The organism is Methylobacterium brachiatum, from assembly GCF_020523825.1.
Classification (GTDB): domain Bacteria; phylum Pseudomonadota; class Alphaproteobacteria; order Rhizobiales; family Beijerinckiaceae; genus Methylobacterium; species Methylobacterium brachiatum.
This window is the reverse complement of the sequence record NZ_JAJALK010000001.1, coordinates 343,337-359,738: the sequence shown is the minus strand read 5'-3', so window position 1 is coordinate 359,738 and position 16,402 is coordinate 343,337. Positions and strand designations below refer to the sequence as shown.

At 73.2% G+C, this 16,402-nt stretch carries 15 protein-coding genes; 2 read left to right on the top strand and 13 right to left on the bottom strand.

The window, feature by feature from the left end; translation table 11 throughout:
- From LGR69_RS01730 to LGR69_RS01670, 13 genes are all read right to left on the bottom strand, one after another.
- Nucleotides 1-2,262, bottom strand: coding sequence for a DDE-type integrase/transposase/recombinase (locus tag LGR69_RS01730; protein WP_007565595.1), 2,262 nt, complete (start codon nt 2,260-2,262; stop codon nt 1-3).
- Complete coding sequence (locus LGR69_RS01725; RefSeq protein ID WP_007565593.1) at nt 2,244-2,465, bottom strand: hypothetical protein; 222 nt, start codon at nt 2,463-2,465, stop codon at nt 2,244-2,246. The genes LGR69_RS01730 and LGR69_RS01725 overlap by 19 nt, the downstream gene beginning before the upstream one ends.
- Complete coding sequence (locus tag LGR69_RS01720; RefSeq protein ID WP_007565591.1) at nt 2,462-3,157, bottom strand: TnsA endonuclease N-terminal domain-containing protein; 696 nt, start codon at nt 3,155-3,157, stop codon at nt 2,462-2,464. Before LGR69_RS01720 ends, LGR69_RS01725 begins: the two co-directional genes overlap by 4 nt.
- Entirely contained in the window at nt 3,157-4,356 is a 1,200-nt protein-coding gene (locus LGR69_RS01715; protein ID WP_007565589.1) for a hypothetical protein, read from the bottom strand. Before LGR69_RS01715 ends, LGR69_RS01720 begins: the two co-directional genes overlap by 1 nt.
- Nucleotides 4,357-4,464: 108 nt before the next feature.
- Nucleotides 4,465-4,635 carry a hypothetical protein gene (locus LGR69_RS01710; RefSeq protein ID WP_007565587.1) on the bottom strand — a complete coding sequence of 57 codons (171 nt, stop codon included), beginning with the start codon at nt 4,633-4,635 and terminating at the stop codon, nt 4,465-4,467.
- 464 nt (nt 4,636-5,099) lie between these two features.
- Nucleotides 5,100-5,609: a hypothetical protein gene (locus LGR69_RS01705; protein ID WP_007565585.1), complete on the bottom strand. Its 510-nt coding sequence runs from the start codon at nt 5,607-5,609 to the stop codon at nt 5,100-5,102.
- Between the two features lie 528 nt (nt 5,610-6,137).
- Nucleotides 6,138-7,544, bottom strand: coding sequence for a hypothetical protein (locus tag LGR69_RS01700; protein ID WP_007565582.1), 1,407 nt, complete (start codon nt 7,542-7,544; stop codon nt 6,138-6,140).
- A gap of 518 nt (nt 7,545-8,062) precedes the next feature.
- Entirely contained in the window at nt 8,063-8,938 is an 876-nt protein-coding gene (locus LGR69_RS01695) for a 3'-5' exonuclease (RefSeq protein WP_230364973.1), read from the bottom strand.
- A gap of 68 nt (nt 8,939-9,006) precedes the next feature.
- Nucleotides 9,007-9,987 carry a metallophosphoesterase family protein gene (locus tag LGR69_RS01690; protein ID WP_007565578.1) on the bottom strand — a complete coding sequence of 327 codons (981 nt, stop codon included), beginning with the start codon at nt 9,985-9,987 and terminating at the stop codon, nt 9,007-9,009.
- Nucleotides 9,984-11,927, bottom strand: a complete 1,944-nt coding sequence (locus tag LGR69_RS01685; protein WP_230364972.1) for an AAA family ATPase — start codon at nt 11,925-11,927, stop codon at nt 9,984-9,986. The genes LGR69_RS01690 and LGR69_RS01685 overlap by 4 nt, the downstream gene beginning before the upstream one ends.
- Before the next feature lie 84 nt (nt 11,928-12,011).
- Entirely contained in the window at nt 12,012-12,803 is a 792-nt protein-coding gene (locus LGR69_RS01680; protein ID WP_007565574.1) for a metallophosphoesterase, read from the bottom strand.
- A gap of 51 nt (nt 12,804-12,854) precedes the next feature.
- Nucleotides 12,855-13,286 carry a hypothetical protein gene (locus LGR69_RS01675; RefSeq protein ID WP_007565572.1) on the bottom strand — a complete coding sequence of 144 codons (432 nt, stop codon included), beginning with the start codon at nt 13,284-13,286 and terminating at the stop codon, nt 12,855-12,857.
- A gap of 89 nt (nt 13,287-13,375) precedes the next feature.
- A complete protein-coding gene (locus LGR69_RS01670; RefSeq protein ID WP_007565570.1) occupies nt 13,376-14,404 on the bottom strand; it encodes a hypothetical protein in 1,029 nt (342 codons plus the stop codon).
- Between the two features lie 759 nt (nt 14,405-15,163).
- Between LGR69_RS01670 and LGR69_RS01665 the strand changes: the two genes are divergently transcribed.
- Both LGR69_RS01665 and LGR69_RS01660 read left to right on the top strand, forming a co-directional pair.
- Nucleotides 15,164-15,949, top strand: coding sequence for a hypothetical protein (locus tag LGR69_RS01665; RefSeq protein WP_007565568.1), 786 nt, complete (start codon nt 15,164-15,166; stop codon nt 15,947-15,949).
- A 17-nt stretch (nt 15,950-15,966) separates the two neighbouring features.
- Nucleotides 15,967-16,299: a hypothetical protein gene (locus tag LGR69_RS01660; RefSeq protein ID WP_007565566.1), complete on the top strand. Its 333-nt coding sequence runs from the start codon at nt 15,967-15,969 to the stop codon at nt 16,297-16,299.
- The last annotated feature ends 103 nt before the right edge of the window (nt 16,300-16,402 follow it).

Sequence of the window (16,402 nt, the reverse complement as noted above, 5' to 3'; positions counted from 1 at the left end):
TCACTCGGCAGTCCAGTTGTCAGGATCGTCGGGGTCGAACTCGGCGCCGACATCCGCCGTCACGCTCCGCGGATCGGCCTCGGCGGCGACGGGCCTCGGACCGGCCGGTCGGGCCGCCGGCGCGGCGTCCTGCGGGGCTTCCTGCGGGGCGCTGGCCGGGCGCGGGGCGGTCTTGCGGCCACCCTGCCCGACCCGGGGCGCGGGTGCCGCGTCGGCCGCGGCCGGCGGCGCGGCCTTCCGCGGGCGTCGGGTCCGCAGCCGCTCTTCCTCGTGGGCGCCCTCGTCCGCGACGTCCCAGGCGACCTCGAACATCGGGTCGTCGGCGTGGTCGCGGAACCAGTCGACGTCGGCGCTCGCCAGGCGCTTCGGCTTGACGCCGGCCTTGCGGCATTCGGCGCGCAGCAGCTCCATCGCGCGGACGAGCGTCGCGCGAGCGACGCGCTGGCCTTCCTGCGTCATCCGACGCGCCGTGCGGACCACGTCTCGCCACTCCGCCAGAGACGTCCCGTCGGCCAACCCGTCCTCGCAGGGGACCTTGATCCAACCGGCCTCCTCGTCCACCAGGACGAGGAGGTGGCCGAGATCGGACGCTTCGGCCTTGACGAGGAATTCGTCGCCGAAGTGGAAGCCCTTCCTGCGACGGACGCCCTTCAGTTCGTCGGACTGGTAGGTGAGGCCGAGGAAGGTGATCCCGTTCCGCTGGATGGTCCGCGGGACCACCAGGGCGATGAGCGGGTCGAGGTCGTCGGCCGACGGCGGCAGGCGCGTGCCATAGCCCGCCAGGTCCTGCCAGCGCAGCAGGGGCGTTCGTCCGAGCAGCCCGCCATGCTTGCGGTTGTGGTAGATGTCGACGACCCAGATGGTGAAGAACTCGACGAGTTGGGCCAGGGTCAGGGCGGCCTGCCCGACGCTGTCGTAGTCGCCGCGCTCGCGCACGTCGCGGAAGGTCCGTCCGGGAAGGTAGGCGCAGAAGTCGCGCGCGATAGTGCCGAGGGCGCGCTCGACCTTGCCCTTCAGGTGGGGCTTGCGCCGGGGCATGTAGCGGAGCTCAAACCGCAGCTGCCCGGCGGCCGCCTTCATCGACCGGGAGTGGAATTCCTTCCCGTTATCGAGCTTGACCACTTCCGGCACGCCGAACACGGGCCACGCCGTGTCGACCCGGATGCCGGTCAGGTCCTTCGGCAGCACCGCCATGCGCAGGCAGTGCATCACCGAAGTCCAGGAGGGACGCTCGTCACTGAGGTGGAATCCCACGATCATGCGGGTCGCGGCGCAGATCGCGACCGTGAGCCAGACCCGCCTCGTGCGCTTGTCCTTGCGGCGCCGGTCGCGCGCCGGCGTGCCGTCGCCCTCCAGGACCAGCACGTCGAGGGGCGTGTGATCGACCTCGACGATTTCGAGCGGCCGCGTCGCCTGGGGGGCCTTCTTGACGTGCCGGAAGGCCTGCTCCGCCGCCGCGGGGCCCTCGCGATGGTAGATCACGTCGAACTGGCTGACGTTCGCCTTCACCCAACGCCGGATCGTCATGCCATCGGGCACGTCGAAGGGCACGGTGCGCGTCTTGTTCTCGCGCTCGATCCTGCCCTGGATGAAGACGATGACATGGCTCAGCGGCGGTCCGTTCCGGGTGAGCCAGTCCTCGCGCACGCGCTCCGCGATGATCATCTCGACCTCGGGATCGAGGCGGAAACCCGCCCGTCCCTTCAGGTCGTCCAGCGGGATCAGCGCCACGATGGACTTGCCGCCCTTGCGCCAGCGCCCGTACCAACCCTTCAGCGAGGAGCCGCTCACCCGTTCGAGCGGCACGTCGTCGGGATGGGAGCCCTCGTTCTCGATGGCCCGCTGCCGGCGCTCGGCCGCGACGAGCCTCGCGATATCGGCGTAGCCCTTCGGGACCTTCCTATGGGTCCGCTCGGCGAAGCACCGGTCGCAGGCCTGCACGTAGTCGAGGCGCATCAGCGCCGCGTCCTGCTGGCGAACGTCGAAGGTGTCGATGTTGCGCAGGAGGTTGTCCCTGACGCCTTGGGGGAGCCCGGCGGCGGTGTCCTCCACCAGTTGGAGCCGCCTGGGCTCGCCGAAGTAGAGGTCGGCCAACTCGGCATGGGTCTTCGTGACCGTGACCGGCCTCGCCCCGAGGGTGCGCAGCGTGACGCCGGCCTCGTCGCGCGAGAGCACCTTGTGGTAGACGCCCTCGACGATGACGAGCGCGTCCGCTTGGAGACGGATCTGGCACGCGCCCATGGTCAGCGCAGCCCCCCGCATGCACCGGGTCCCGCCATGCGCACCCTCCCGCCGCGGTGGAGGTCCACCAGGACGGCGTCGCTCAGCACGACGGTCTCGGAACCGCCCGCGAGCCTGCGCAGGGCGAGGCCCGCCCGCTCGCGGGCGACGGAGGCGTAGGGGACGCCGTCGACGACGACGACCGCGCCGATGGGAAGGCGGAACTGCTGGTCGAGCCTGTTCAAGGTGCACTCCTGAGGTTCGCGGGGCGGCGGATCATGGCGTGGTCGTCGAAGGGTCGGCCGGGGTCGGCCAGCTCGGCCTCGCCTCGCGCGACCAGGGCCACGACGGCCCGGAAGGCGCGGGCCTGGAGCCCCGATGCCGCCCGGAGGTCCCGGACGAGGCCCTGGCCGCCGAAGCGGTCGAGAACGACGCGCATGGTGTGCTGCTCCGCCTCGTCGGCCACGAAGGTGCGCTCGCTCGCGACGAGCGCGGCGTTCGCGACGCGGAGCGCGTCGACCTCGACCTCGGTCCAGAGCTCGAAGCCGTCGTAGCCGGCGGCCTTGGCGCCGGCTTCGATGCGGGGCCGGATCCCGTCCCAGCCCAGCCTGATCACCCTCTTCCGCGGCTTGACCTCGACGGCGATGCGCCGCCCGTCGTCGATCTCCACGGCGAAGTCGGCCGTGTAGCGGCGCCACCGGACGCCGTCGTGCCACCGGAAGGGAGCGGGCTCCTCCTGGTAGCGCAGGACGGCATCGTCCTGCTCCAGGATCAGGATGAAGTCCCGCGCGAGGAGGCCCTCGTAGGCCACCATGCGATAGCCCATCCCCACCTTGCCGGAGGGGACCTCGCCCGTGATGCAGTCCCGTCGGCCGGTGACGACCGGGCGCGACGGGCTCGGCTTGCCGACATGACGGCTTCGCAGGGTCGCCGGCATCAGGGCCGCCGCCGGGTGTCGCGGCCGTCAGGCCCCTCGGCTGCGTCGGCGCCACCCGATTCCTCGCCGGTCCGGATCGCGGGAGCGGCCCCCGGCGACAGCCGGATGGGATAGCGAGCGACCCCCTCCTGCCAGCGGTCCAGCGGGGTCCGCCGGTCCGCTCCGGAGCGGCGGAAGTCCAGATCGGCGAGCCAGGCGTGCGCCCCCGCCATCAGGCCTCCTGCGTCCTCGACCGCCTCCCCCCGGGCCGTCAGCCAGCGCTGCAGGCCCGCTGCCCGGCAGGGAGCGCCCGGATGGTCGACCCCGGCGAAGTGCAGCCGGATGCCGAGCGCCGCCGCGGAATGCTGGAACGTGGCGCCGAGGAAGGCGGGATCATGGTCCAGCACGATCACCTCCGGCAGCCCCATGCACAGGCGGGCGGCGCCGAGCGGCTCCGCGGCAGCCGTCGCGGTCCGCGCCCCGAACAGGCCGAGCAGGTCCTCCCCGTCCGGCGGCGCAATGCCGAGCGCCGCCGCCACGATCACGCCGCTGTAGCTGTCGCGTGCGGTGACCAGGTGGACGCGGTCGGCGCCGAGTTCCGGGATGGCGAGCCGCAGGACTTCCCGGGCGACGACGACCTCGGCGAGAGGACGCCCGCACGAGAGCTGCCGGTACCGATACGCCTGCTGCAGGGAACGCAGACGGTCGCCGACCATCCGCACGAGGGTCCGGAAACCGGGAACGTGGGCGGCCGCGCCGCCCCGCGCAGGCGCCGCTTCCAAGCACCTCGCCTGTGCGAGGCGGGCCATGGCCGTCAGCGTGACGCCCAGGCGCGGGTCGGCCTCGGCCACGACCTGGTCGACAAGCTCGCCGATCCACGGGGCCCAGTGGGTCTGCTGCCGGGGCAACCGCGCCATCCGCCGGTCGGCGAGGCCGGCCGGGTTGCCGCCGGCCTCCCTAAGCCGCGCTTCCCATGTCCTGACCTGGCGCGGCGTGGGCGGATCGACGTCGTCGCTCAGCTCGCAGACGGCGCGGATCGCGGCCCGCAGGTGGCGGTCACCCCGCCGTCCCTGCGGGAGGTCCTCGACCGCCCGCACATAGCGGTGGCGGCGCAGCGCGGCGGCGCGCTCGCGCTCCGTCATCTCGTCGAGGGCCTGGATCTCGGCCCGGAGACGGTCAGCGTCGGCAGTCGTCGACGGAAAAAGTTCGAGCTGCTTCATGGTCGTATGGGTCCTTGAAAGGCGGACGGGGCCAGCCTTGTTGATTGGATGGGATGGGATGGGATGGGATGGCGGCCCCGGCCCGGAGGCCGGGGCTTCGTCGGCGGCTCAGAACTCGGTGGGCTCGCTGGCCTCGGTCTCCCGCTCGAACGTCCCCCGCGGGACGCCGAGCAGCGCGGCGACGTCCCCGTCCCAGGCATCGAAGGCTCGGTCGATCAGGGGGGCGAGGGGCGGCTGGAAGTCGGCCGTGAGGGGCTCGACGCGGTACGGCTCGTTCATGATGCTCTCCTCGGATGGGGTCGCGCGGGGCCGGTCCGGATCCGTCGCGGGGACGGTCCGGGCGCGGCCGGCTTGGGCCGGCGGATCCCGAGGAGGCGGAGCGCAGCCCGCTTGCTTTCGCAGGCGAGAGCTGGCATACGTCGTCGGTCTCGAATGTCGGCCTTGATCCCGGTGGTTGGCCGGTCTGGTTTTCGGCAATCGTGATCACGAGGTCTGGCAATGACGCGGTCGAGAGGGCTCAAGCTCTCGGCCGACGGGCCAGTCCTAACCTGCTACGGCTTCGCAGCTCGGTTGCGGGCAAGCTCAAAGCGTGCGGTCCGGATCGGACCGTGCGCTTTTATTTTGCCGCTCCGATCACTTCCCGATCCGGTGGGTCGCGCGAGCGCGCGCGGAGGGCTGCGCGAGATATGTTGCGCATTGCCATTCTCCTCGATGATTGATGAGTTGTTGGATCTAGACTGGTCTTATGACGCCGAGGCCTTCGTTGGATCTTTCAGATACCAATGTTGTGCCTTGCGATCATGGTAAACGAGGTTTTTATTCTTAAGGCGGGTCTTGTTTTTCTCCGAGGCATCGAGCGTGAAGCCGGCGTCCCGAACCGCGTCATTGACTTCGCTTCCCGACAGCCCCTTGGCGCCCGCCTTCGCGAGTGCGTCGACGATGACTTGGGCGACCAGGCCCGAGACTTGCGGCACCGGCTCCCGCTCGGCCCCGCCCGAGACCGGCTCGTCGGCCGGCAGCGGCTGGGCCGGCGCTTCCGTCTCGGCCTGGTCGGCCGCCGGCGTCGGCTCCGGCGCGTAGGCAGCCCCCTGCCGCAGGGTCGCGATCACCTGGTCGAGGCGGGCCGCCTTGGCTGTCTCCGCCGCGATGGCGCTCACGTGTTCCAACATGAGCTCCTGAAGCTGCCGCGTCCTGTCCGCGGCGGCTTGCCGGGCCCGGTCGCGCTCCTGGCACATCTGAATGATCACATCCATTCGGCACCCCCGACCAGGTCCAGGTCCGCATCCAGGTCCGGAGTAGCTCCGCGACCTGCTGATCGGACCATAGACCGGGTGCCCGCCAGGCCGCAAGTTCTTTCGCCCAGGTCCACCGGACGTGGTAAACGGAACCTCACCCGGTCGGCCCGGTCGACCGGGTGAGTGAAACCGGATCGCGCACCCGGCCAATCTTGTCCGTCGCGTCCCCGGGTCATCCTCCGGCGGAGTGTCGCGTGTATCGAACGGCTGGCGACCATCGAAGTGACCAAGGGCGCCCGCAAACGCCACGTCCGCGTTCGTCGATCTTCAAGTCGATGAAGCATTCATTCGAGCACAGGCCGCCGTACCAAATGTCGGTCTGCGTATTCTAATCAGCATCTGCGCCGAGACGAAGGCGTATGCCGCAGTTCATCAAGCTGGCCCTCGGGGGTCAGCGGGTATCGCGACCCTCGCACTGGCCGAGCGGCTTTGCCGTCGACAGGGCCCCCGAGCCGGTCGGCGACCCGGCCGTCCCGGACCTGGTCGTCATGGGCCTGGCCGACCGGTGGGTTGGGCCGGGGCGCGGATCAGGCACCGACCGGCCGGCCCGTCGTGCCACTCGAAGCCGATCTCGACCAAGCCGGACGCCAGCACGAGGTCGCGGACCGGGTCGAACCTGACGGCGCTTCCCTCCTCGTCGGCGGTGCGGACAAGCTCCTCCAGCAACCCGGCATCCTGCGTCCGAACCGCCTCAGGAGCGACCTGGAGCTCGCCGGTCCCGTTGACGTGCATGTGGAGGATGGGCGCGCGGTCCAGCCGCGAGAGGCGGCGCATCGCGCGATGTGCGGGTGTGTCGAGCTCGTCGGGGATGGACGCATCGAGGAGTGCATCGGTGTCTTCGGGCGCGAGCGTCGTCGGCGCGCCGTCCGACGAGACGACCGCGGAGGATTGCTCGAACCGCCCGGCGGCGACGTCGAAGCGGACCGTCAGGAGCAGCCTGACGCCGGCGCGGGACAGGGCGAGGTCTAGCCGGCCTCCGTGTCCCTCTTGCCGGGCATAGCGGGCGTCCCCGATCTCCAGGCCGGCATGCCGGCGCAGCAGTCGACCTGCGGCCGGCGCGAGCGCCTCGTCTATCAGGTCGCGGGAGAGCGCGCCGGCGAGGCTCCGGCGCCATTGCGGACCGCCCCGGTCCGATGTCCGGGCGCCGCGCGCGGGCGGCGCGAGGAGCGCGGCGGCCGTCCAGCGCAGCGCGGGGACGTCGGCCGCGGCCGGGGGGGCGCGGTGAACCAGGTCGGCCAGGTCGCCGATCAAGGATGGAAGGCCCGGCGACAGCGCCGCCCTGAGCCGGCGCTGGACCAGTGCGGCGGCGTCGGCAAGGGCCGCGGAACCGGGTCCGGACGCGGGGCGGCCCGTTCGAGTGGCGCCCGGCGCGAGGTCTTCGAGGTCGGCGAGGGCCTGCAGGATGAGCGGCAGCATCCGCAGGTACTCGAAGGCCCGCCCGAGGTGCGCCCGCGTGCCTTCGGCATCCTCGGGGACCCAACGGGCGATCCGTTCCAGGGCGGCCAGCACCTCGGCGTGGGCCCTCAGGGCGAAATCCTTCGGGATCGCGTCGAGCACGGCGCGGTCGGCCGGATGGCGCGACCGGGCGAGGGGGGCGACGATGCCATCCATCCAGGCCTGCCTGACGTGTTTGCGGATGGCGCTCTGCAGCCCGGGGATCTTGGAGACCTGGAGACCGCCCCCGGAGAGCGCCGCATGCAGGGTGCCCATGGCCGTATCAACGATGGGCCGCGTGTCGGGATGGGCCAGGGCGGAGATGGCCTGCCGCGCCCGCGCGAGTTCGTGCACGTCCGCCCGCGCCGGGCGGACGCCGGCGGGGGAAACCGGGAATTCGGGGTCGGGATGCATGGCCGGACGGTGCCCCAGGCGCGCGGGCGTCCGGTCGAGGCGCACGGCACGACCTCGCACCGGGACTGTGCGCGGAGGCCGGGCCGGGTCGGTCCTGTCCTTGGACGGCGCCCGGGATTCGGGCGCACAGCCCATTGTGCGAGGCGCGCGGCAAGGCACAAACGCCGTCCCCGACCCTGCCGGGACGTGCCGCCGCGCCGCCGCGCCGCCGCCGGCCGCGACGTTCCCGACGGCGACCCCGGTGAAGTTCCGCTCGCGCGTTCCGCCATGTCCCGCCTCGACATCCAGGGGTTCTCGGGGACCGGGCCGCCTCAGGCGGCACGGCGCGAACGCATGGGGCGCCGGACCGCGGCGCGCCGCTTCGGCATCCGTCGCACGACGGCGCCCGCGGTGGGCGTCACCGGTCCGGGCGCGTGCGCCGGCGGCCGGTCCGGTGTGCCGGCGACGCCGCGCGGCCCGGGCCCGAGACGCGGCGATCTGGACCGGGGCCCCGAGCCCGATCCGGGTGCCGCGCCCCGCGCCCCGCGACCCGGGAGGACGGGACCGGGACCCGAGGGCGAGGGTCATCCGCCCCGGCGGTCCCTGTCGACGACGAACGCCGGCCGCGTGTCGGACAGGCGTCGCCAGGCATCGAGGTAGGCGCCTAGATGCGGTCTGCGGGTCCGCTCCAGCTCCAGGTAATCCTGGAGGCCTGCGATCGCCCTGTCGTGGGCCGCGGCGTCGGTCCGGCCGGCGAGATACGCATGGCGGACGTAGATGCCGAAGGTCGTCATCGTGTCGGTCTCGCAATACGCCCGGACGCGCTCGATCTCGCCGGCGGCGACCATGTCGGCCACCAGCGACCCGTGCTCGCCGAGTTTGCCCGGCATGCCGACCAGCGCGGCCGCCTCCTCCAGGGTGAGCCGGCTGGCGCACCCGAACCCGGACATCTCGTCCATGACGTCGACGTGGGCGCCGCCGTACCGGTTGCCGTAGCCCGACCAGCGCGTGCCGCGCCGGAACCAGGCTTCCGCCGAGATGCCGTGGAGCATCGTGCGGTGGAGCAGCGTCGGCATGTCGAAGCCGCGGCCGTTCCAGGTGACGAGCCGGAATCTGCCGGAGGCGAAGTGCCGCCAGAAGCCGCGCAGGATGCGGGCCTCGTCCCAGCCCGCCTCGCCGCCGCTCCTGCAGGCGGTGACCCGATATTCCTCCAGTCCCGTGTCGCCGTCGCGCAGGATCTCCGCCTGCACGAAGCTGACCGCGACCACGGCGTGCCACGCGCATTTCGGAAACCTGTCCCGGGCCCACACCTCGGGCGGCGGCATCAGCGTTTCGTCCGGCACGGTCTCGATATCGACGACGAGGAGCGCGTCCGCTTCCGCGCCGGGTTCCGCCGCCGGCCGACGGTCGTGGCGGACGGCGGAGCGCGCGCCGGCCGCGGGTGCGCTCGCGTCGGACATGGAGGGGAGCCGAAGCCGGGGCGACGGGGAGCAGGTCTCGTGCATGGGGCGGTTCTCCGGGGCGGCTGTCAGACCAGGATCGTGCGGCTGGCGTCGAACCCGTTCGTCGGGTCGTCCGGGTCGTAGGGGTTGCTCACGACGCGCGTGCGCCCGAGCCGCAGGTCGCAGGCCTGCGGCACGTTCCCGTGGATCCAGACGGCCGGGGCGCCCCACCCCTCCATCACGGGGTCCAGGGCGGAGGCGTGCCAGCAGACCCGCCACGGGTCGAGCACGGGCCTCGCCAGGGTGGGCGGCAGGCAGGACCGTGATGGGGCGAAGCCGGTGACGACCGCGGCCCGGTCGCCCGGGCCGATGTCGCGCAGGACCGGATTCGGCATATGGCCGTACGGGCCGGCACCGACGGCGACGGCGTTGAGGGCGTCCTCGATAAAGGCCCGCGAGCGGGCGTGCGCGCCGGCCGCGTCGTGCGGGAAGAAGGGCACCCCGGGCGCGCTCGCCGCCCTGTCCGTCACCGTCCAGCGGCTCCGGGCGTGGGCGCGGGCGGTCCGGGCGTTCTCGACGCCGTCGAGGGCGAAGTCCGTCCAGAGCGTCGCCCCCAGGATGACCAACCCGGGCCGGAGCGGATCGCCGAGGCGAACGGCGCCGTCGTGGAGCACGGTGATGCCCAGCGCCGCCCCGAGCGGCACGGCCTCGGCGAGCGCCTCGCCCACGGGTTCGCCGTCGAGGTACTCCGCCGGTCCCGGGACGAGGACGACCGGCCGCCGACCCTGGCGGCCGCCGAGCGCGTCCGCAAGCCAGCGCACGGACCGGCACAGGCCGGGCGCGATCCCGCCCGGGACGAGCAAGGCGTCGAAGTCCGGCAGCGGGTCCGGCAGCACGTGGGGCGCCCGGTCGACCCTGAGGTCGGACAGGGTCCACAGACGGAACGGGACGGGCTCCGACGGGGCGGACCGCGCCCCGGGGGCGGCCGGCACGGCGGACGGGCCTTCCGTCGGTACCGGTGCATGCACCTCGGTCCGGGCCACCGGATCGGGAACGTGGAGCGTCACGGCTGTCCTCCGTCCTGCGCGGCGCGGTGTTGGTCCGCCTCGGCGATCAGCGCCCGGAGCGCGTCGCCCGAGACCAGGCGCCGCGCGATCAGCAGCTCGGCGACGGCCGCCACGGCGGTGCGGTTCGCCTCCATGACGGCCAAAGCCTCGCCGCTCAGCCGGTCGAGGTCGCGCTCGACCGCCCCGAGAAGGGCGGGGTCGAGCGACAGCGCGACCGCGACCTCGTGGGGGGCGCCGCGATACGTCAACCGGTCGCCGAGGCCGAGCGAGGCGTGGTTGCCGGCGAGCAGGGTCGTCACGCGCGCGAGGTCCGAGCGGCTATCGCCGCCCGCCCCGGCGCTCGGCTCCCCGAGGAACAGGATCTCGGCGGCCCGTCCGCACAGGAGCGCGACCGCGAGGCCCTCGATCTCCGCGCGGGTCGGCGACTGGCCGAGGCGGGTCGCCACGGAGGTCGCGCCGAGCGAATCCCGGCGCGGGACCAAGTCGACCTGGGCGACGCGGGCACCGATCCGCTCGAACGCCACGGCGTGCCCCGCCTCGTGGTACGCGCTCCGACGTCGGTCCGCCGGGCTCCCTTGATCCGGCGGCGCGACGCGGCCGAGCAGGTCCTCCGGGCGCATCGGCCGTCCGGCGGCGCGCGCGGCGGCACGGGCCTCGGACACCCACCCGGCGACCTGGGCGCCGCTGGCGCCGAGCGCAAGCGCGCCGAGCGGCGCGAGGTCCATGTCGGGCACCTCGCCGTCGTCGAGGTGTTGCCGGAAGATGACCGCCAGGTCGGCGGCCGAGGGCGGCTTGATCTCGATCACCCGGCCCAGCCGTCCGGGCCTGATCAAGGCGGGATCGAGCCTGTCGCCGTGGTTCGTCGCCGCGATGATGCACACCTCGGGGGCGCCGGGCGCGTTGAGCGCATCGAAACCGAGCAAAATGCTCGTGCACAAGGGGGTCCACCACTCGCGCGCGTGGTTGTCCATCGTGGCTCTGTTAGGAATACTATCAGCCTCATCTAGGAACAAAATACTAGGCGCCAGCGCGCACGCGTGCGTGTACGCGGCATCCCAGGCGCGGAGCACGCCACCCAGGTGTCCGTCGGATCCGGTGAACCAGGCGCCGACCGAGGTCGCGACCAGCGGCAGGCCCGCGGCCTTCGCGAGCGAGCGGACGAAAGATGATTTTCCTAACCCCGGGGCGGAACTGAGGGCGACGTGCCTGTCGAGCCGCTGGAACGCGGGCGCGCCGCCGGAGGCGCGCCAGGTCGCGATCTCGTCGATGAGGCGCGTACCCCAGGCATGTGCATCGCCGAAGCCGACCAGGGTCGCGAAATCGGGCGCCGACCCGACGGCGGGATCCGCGGTGGCCTTCGAGCGCGCCGCCGCGGCGAGGCGCGCGACGCAGGACCGCGCCGTCGTCCCGCGCACCGCGGCGGCGATCTCGAAGAAGTCCAGCCCGCGGGCGATCCCGGGCGGCAGGGTCGGACGCCGCCCCGTGGCGGCCCGGACGACCCGCGCGATCACGGCGTCGGTCGCGCCAGGGAGCCGAACGTGCGGGTCCGCCGCGGCGACGAGGGCCGAAGGCAGGTAGCGCGCAGGCGATTGCGAGACCCCGAGCACCCGGTCGCCGCGGGCGAGCCGGTCCGCCACTCGGTCGTTTCCGCGGTCCGCACGGTCCTCGCTTCTCGAACCGCCGTTGCGCGCCACCACGTGACCCCACGCCGCCAGGCGCCCGCACGCCTCGCGGACCGGCTCGACCCAGTCGGCGGCCGGAACCTGGACGACGAGGGCGAAGGCGGGGTCGGCGGCGATGCGGCGGCGCTGGGCGGGCGAGAGCGCCGCTTCGAGCGCGAAGGCCGCGAGCGTCTCGGTCGCGGGACGGCGCTCGTCGGCGGCGACGTCCCCGGTCTCCGCCTCGTTCAGGTCGTCGCGCAGGAATGTCAGGTGGGGCATGGTCGCCTTGCTCCGAGGATGGGTCGAGGTCCGGGGCCGGGTCACGTCGGGCCCGGGTCGCGGCAGGCATCCGCCGGCGACGGCCTACGACGGCACCTCGACGACGCAGGCGGGGTCGAAGGCGGGGTTCTCGCCGTCGTAGCCGAGGGGGTTGCACAGGATCCGGGTCGGACCGATCCGGTGGTCGCGGCTGGCGTGGACGTGGCCGTGAAGCCAGAGGTCCGGGCGGCTGGCGGCGATGAGGCCGCCGAGGTCGCTCGCGAAGGCCGGGTTCAGCACGCTGCCGGCGAAGCTCGGGTCGAGCGAGGCACGGGCGGGGGCGTGGTGCGTGACCACGACGTGCGGTCGCGCCCGCGCGCCCGGCGGGTCGACCTCCAGCAGCGCGCGTTCCAGGAAGGCGCGGCTGGCGGCGTGCAGGGCCGCCGCGTCTTCCGGCCGGAAGGTGCGCCAGCCCGGGTTGCGCGTCGTCGCGATGCAACGGTGATCGTTGAGGCCGGCCTGCGCGGCCGCCACGGCCCGCCGGCGGTTTCCCGCGCCGTCGAGGCCGTAGTCGGTCCAGAGCGTGCCGCCGGAGAAGGCGACGCCGCCGATCTCGACGGTGTCGTCGTCGAGCAGGGTCACGCCGTGCCGTTCCGCGGCCCGGCGTCCGAGCGCGCGCTCCTCGTCCACGGCCGAGCCGTAGAATTCATGGTTTCCCGGCACGACCACGACCGGCATGATCGGTCGGATGGCTTGGCCCAGCCAGAGGATGGTGTCCGCCAGGCCCTGCCCAACATCGCCTGCGACGACGGCGACGTCGGCGTCGGGGATGTGCCCGGGCGTCCACGGCGCCCGCGACAGGTCGCGGTGCAAGTCGCTGAAGGTCCAGATCCGCACGTGATCGACTCCTTGGTTGTCGGGATCGTCCCGTTGTTCGGGATGCGGCGGTCACCGCCGCGGCGGGGGGCGGCGTCCGGGCCGCCGCCTTCCGGGTCGGCCCGGACGCCCGCCGCGCACGTCCGGCGGCAGGCCGGCGAGGACGTGGGCGAGGACGGTGCGGGCCGCCGCATCGCCCCGCCAGGCGGCGACGAGCACCGTCGAGAGCGCGAGGTCCACGACGGCGGGGTCCGGTTCGGCGCGCCGCGTTAGGTCGAGCGTGACGGCGATGGCGGCCGCGGCCTCGCCCCTCCGGGCCGCGGGCCAGGACCGATGATGCAGGCAAACGCCGCCGGCGAGAGCTCGGCGGACCTCCCGGATCGCGGAGGCCTCGATGTCCGGAAGCCGCTCCGTGCGCCAGAGCGCGAGCGGATGGCTTCCCGCGGGCGGCTCGCGGCGCGGGAGGGTCCGGTCGCGGGGATGGGAATCGTCGCTCGCGCGCATGCGTCCTCCGGGCTCGTGACGGGCAAGACGGACCCGCTCCCGCGCGCCGAGGCGCGCGGGCGGGGTTCGTTCGGACGGGATGGCGGTGGCTAGTGCCGGTCGAGGCGCTCGGCGCCCGTGTCGGGTTGGCCCAGGACGAAATACCTCGACAGGGTGCGCGCCCAGCGCCGGCCATCGGACGCGTACAGATCGCTCGTGGTGATGCGGCGGCCGTCGGGGAAGTTCGGATGCCCGTGGACCTCGCCGGTGAGCACTCTCACGGACCGGGTGGAGGCCCGCCACCGCTCAAGGCGCGGGGCGCCGTGCAGGTCCTCCCGCGTCGGCTTGACTTGGTCGCGGATCCCCTGGAGCTCGTCGGCGAGGTCGCGCAGCCGGTCGCCGGCCTCGCGCTCGTCCGGCGCCCGAGCCTGTTCGACGTCGACACCGAGGTTCGCGGCGAACGCGGCGGGGTCGACCTCGGCGGCATGTGGGTTCGCGGCGGCGGCGCGCAGGGCGGCGAGCAGCGTGACGGAGGCCCCGAGGCTGCGGCTCGTGCGATCCCCTTCGGCGATGCGCTGTGCCTCCCCGCGGCCGAACGCCGGCACGACCGTCGGCAGGGTCCGGACACGGCCTCGACCCGGCACGAGCGCCTCGTGCCCACGCATGACGCGGCCGAACGCGTCGGCAGCGGCGGCTCCGCCGCTGCGCCCGCACCCGAGGAGCCAGGGCGGCGAGACCACGTCCAGACCGAAATCCTCCGACGGGTTCATGCCCGCGAGCGCCGACGCCGCGGCATGCTCCTCGAAGGGGGTCGGGCCCACCGGCAGCACCGGCGCGTCGATGCGCGCCCTCAGCCCGAGGTTCCCCAGGCACGCCGCCGGCAGGTCGAGGACGAGATCATCGTCCCGCCCCACGGCCTCGGCCGCGATCTCTCCCGCCTCCCGTGCGTCGCGCGCCTCGCGCTCGCTGACGGTGAGGCCCTCCTCCGTGACCGTCCGGCCCGGCAACGGGGCCTCCTCGGGGAACCTGACGCGCAGGAGCGTGACGGGGCGGCCGAGAACGCCATAGGCGTCGGCGAGAAGGAGCGCGGCGTAGGCGGCATGGGTCCGGCCAGCGGAACCGAAGAAGGCAGAGATCAAGGGCAATCTCCATGACGGAATCCGGACGCCGGCACGCCCGGTGGAATGGCCACAGGGCGCGCGACGTCGGACACGTTGTGATTGATCCGCGAATCTTAAGGCAAAAGAGCGGAAATGAACAGCATATTCCAACTATTATCAAGAGCCATATTTTTGGAATGGTTAACGGTGGCGTGGCGTACAGTGTTGGGCGCCTCGAATTACTTACGCATACGCCCGAGGTGAAACGGCGTCACGATGCCGGAGGCCGCTCCCCGCGACCGGCATGAGGCATCGTGTGACACTTTCGAACCGCGCCCGGCGACCCGAGCGGCTACCTGCGGTCGAAGCCGGCCGGTCCTTGGATTTCCACGCCCCAGGCGGTCGTCGCGCAGACGACCCGCTGCGCCCCTGAGAGCCGGCCTTGACCGACCGTCGTGATCGCCGGTTCGGCGCGACGGTCGCCCGTTCAGGCGCCGATGCCGGGATGAGCCGGCGGCGGCGTCGCACGAGGGGACCACACCTCAGGCCTTTCAGGAATTGACGGGTGCGGATCTCGCGGGCGCTGACGGACGCGACAAGGGGCCGTGCCCACGGCCCGGCCTTCGAGGAGGGCGGGACGCCGATGGCGGTCGTCACGAGCACGGGACCGCGCGAAGCGCGATAGACAGTACGCCGGGCGCGACCAGGGATCCGATAACCAGTAATTTCTGTATTTCTAGACTTATGGAAATATAGATGGCAAGATTCCCTCGATGCATCGGCCCAAAGGAGGACGCCGTGATCGCGACCATCCATTCCAACGACCGCACCGGCCTCCTGGCCGCAGCGCTGGTGGCCGGCGGCCTGACCGCCGCCGGCACCCGTCCGACCGTCGTCGCCGTCGGCGCCAACGGCGCCCAGGCCTGTGGCCTGGCACGCCTCTCGGGTTCGTTCGACCTGCTCCGCCCCGATCCCGGCGACGCGGCGGCCGTCCTCTCGGGACTGGCGGCACGGTCGGAAGGCGACGTGATCGCCGTCCTGCCGACGGACCTGCTTCGCGAGGGCGGTCCGGGCGAACCCGGGCACCTTCGCGTCGTGGCCACCGCGTGCCGGCTGACCGCGGCCCAGGCCCTGCACGCGACCGCGTCGGGGGCGTGGCACCTTCGCTGCGACAGCGGGCTCGGCCAGCCGGCCTGGCGGATCGCCCCGCGCGTCCTGCCGCTCCGGCTGCCGAGGCTCTCGCCGCTGGAACAGATGCGGCTGCTCGCGGGGGATCTCGGCGGCGGCATGCGGTACGCGGCGGTCGCGCTCGCCGCCACCCTCCTCGCCGTTTCGGCGGATCCGGACGCCGAGCGCTTCGAGGCGGGTGACCTGGCCGCGCTCATGTCGCCGCTCTCCCCGGCCCGGGACCGTGCCCTGCACGAGCGGCTCCTCGACTGCGCCGCCGCCCTGGGCGACCCGCTTCTCCGGGACGCGCCCGTCGGCACCGCCGAGGCCGTCGGCGACCGCGTCCGCAAAGCCCGCCCGACGCCGGTGGCGACCGCTCGCCTCCGCGCATTGCAACCCGCCCGCCTTCGCGCCTGACGGAAAGGACCAGAGCGATGATCGACCGCACGAAACCGAACCGCGTCTCGCCGGCACCCCGGCCGCGCGTCGCCTCGCCCGGGACCGTTCGTCCCGGTCGCTCCGGAAGCGCTCGCCGGGTGCGCGCCGGGGCGGGCTCCTCGCGCGCCCGGATCGGTCAGGGCGACCTCTCCCGCGACCGGGCGCCGACGGCGGCTCCGCACCGGGACGCGAACCCCTACGAGGCGTTCTACGCCTTGTCGGCGGACGGGGTCGGCCTGCTCGACCCCGGTTTCGACGACTGGGACTTGGACCCGTGCGTTCTCGTCGGCCTGTCGCCGTACCGCGGCGACGAGCCGGACGACGCTTGACCGCTTCCCAGGCGGCCCACGGCAAGGGCGCCCGGAGGATGCGAGCCGACGAGGACCGGCTTCCGCTTCGCAGCGCGAGCCGGCGCACGTCGAAAGACCGGCG

Bases quoted from the DNA above. Each gene is read 5' to 3' on its own strand.
- LGR69_RS01730 (WP_007565595.1), bottom strand. From the start codon at position 2,262: ATGCGGGGGGCTGCGCTGACCATGGGCGCGTGCCAGATCCGTCTCCAA.
- LGR69_RS01720 (WP_007565591.1), bottom strand. From the start codon at position 3,157: ATGCCGGCGACCCTGCGAAGCCGTCATGTCGGCAAGCCGAGCCCGTCG.
- LGR69_RS01715 (WP_007565589.1), bottom strand. From the start codon at position 4,356: ATGAAGCAGCTCGAACTTTTTCCGTCGACGACTGCCGACGCTGACCGT.
- LGR69_RS01710 (WP_007565587.1), bottom strand. From the start codon at position 4,635: ATGAACGAGCCGTACCGCGTCGAGCCCCTCACGGCCGACTTCCAGCCG.
- LGR69_RS01705 (WP_007565585.1), bottom strand. From the start codon at position 5,609: ATGGATGTGATCATTCAGATGTGCCAGGAGCGCGACCGGGCCCGGCAA.
- LGR69_RS01695 (WP_230364973.1), bottom strand. From the start codon at position 8,938: ATGTCCGACGCGAGCGCACCCGCGGCCGGCGCGCGCTCCGCCGTCCGC.
- LGR69_RS01685 (WP_230364972.1), bottom strand. From the start codon at position 11,927: ATGCCCCACCTGACATTCCTGCGCGACGACCTGAACGAGGCGGAGACC.
- LGR69_RS01675 (WP_007565572.1), bottom strand. From the start codon at position 13,286: ATGCGCGCGAGCGACGATTCCCATCCCCGCGACCGGACCCTCCCGCGC.
- LGR69_RS01660 (WP_007565566.1), top strand. From the start codon at position 15,967: ATGATCGACCGCACGAAACCGAACCGCGTCTCGCCGGCACCCCGGCCG.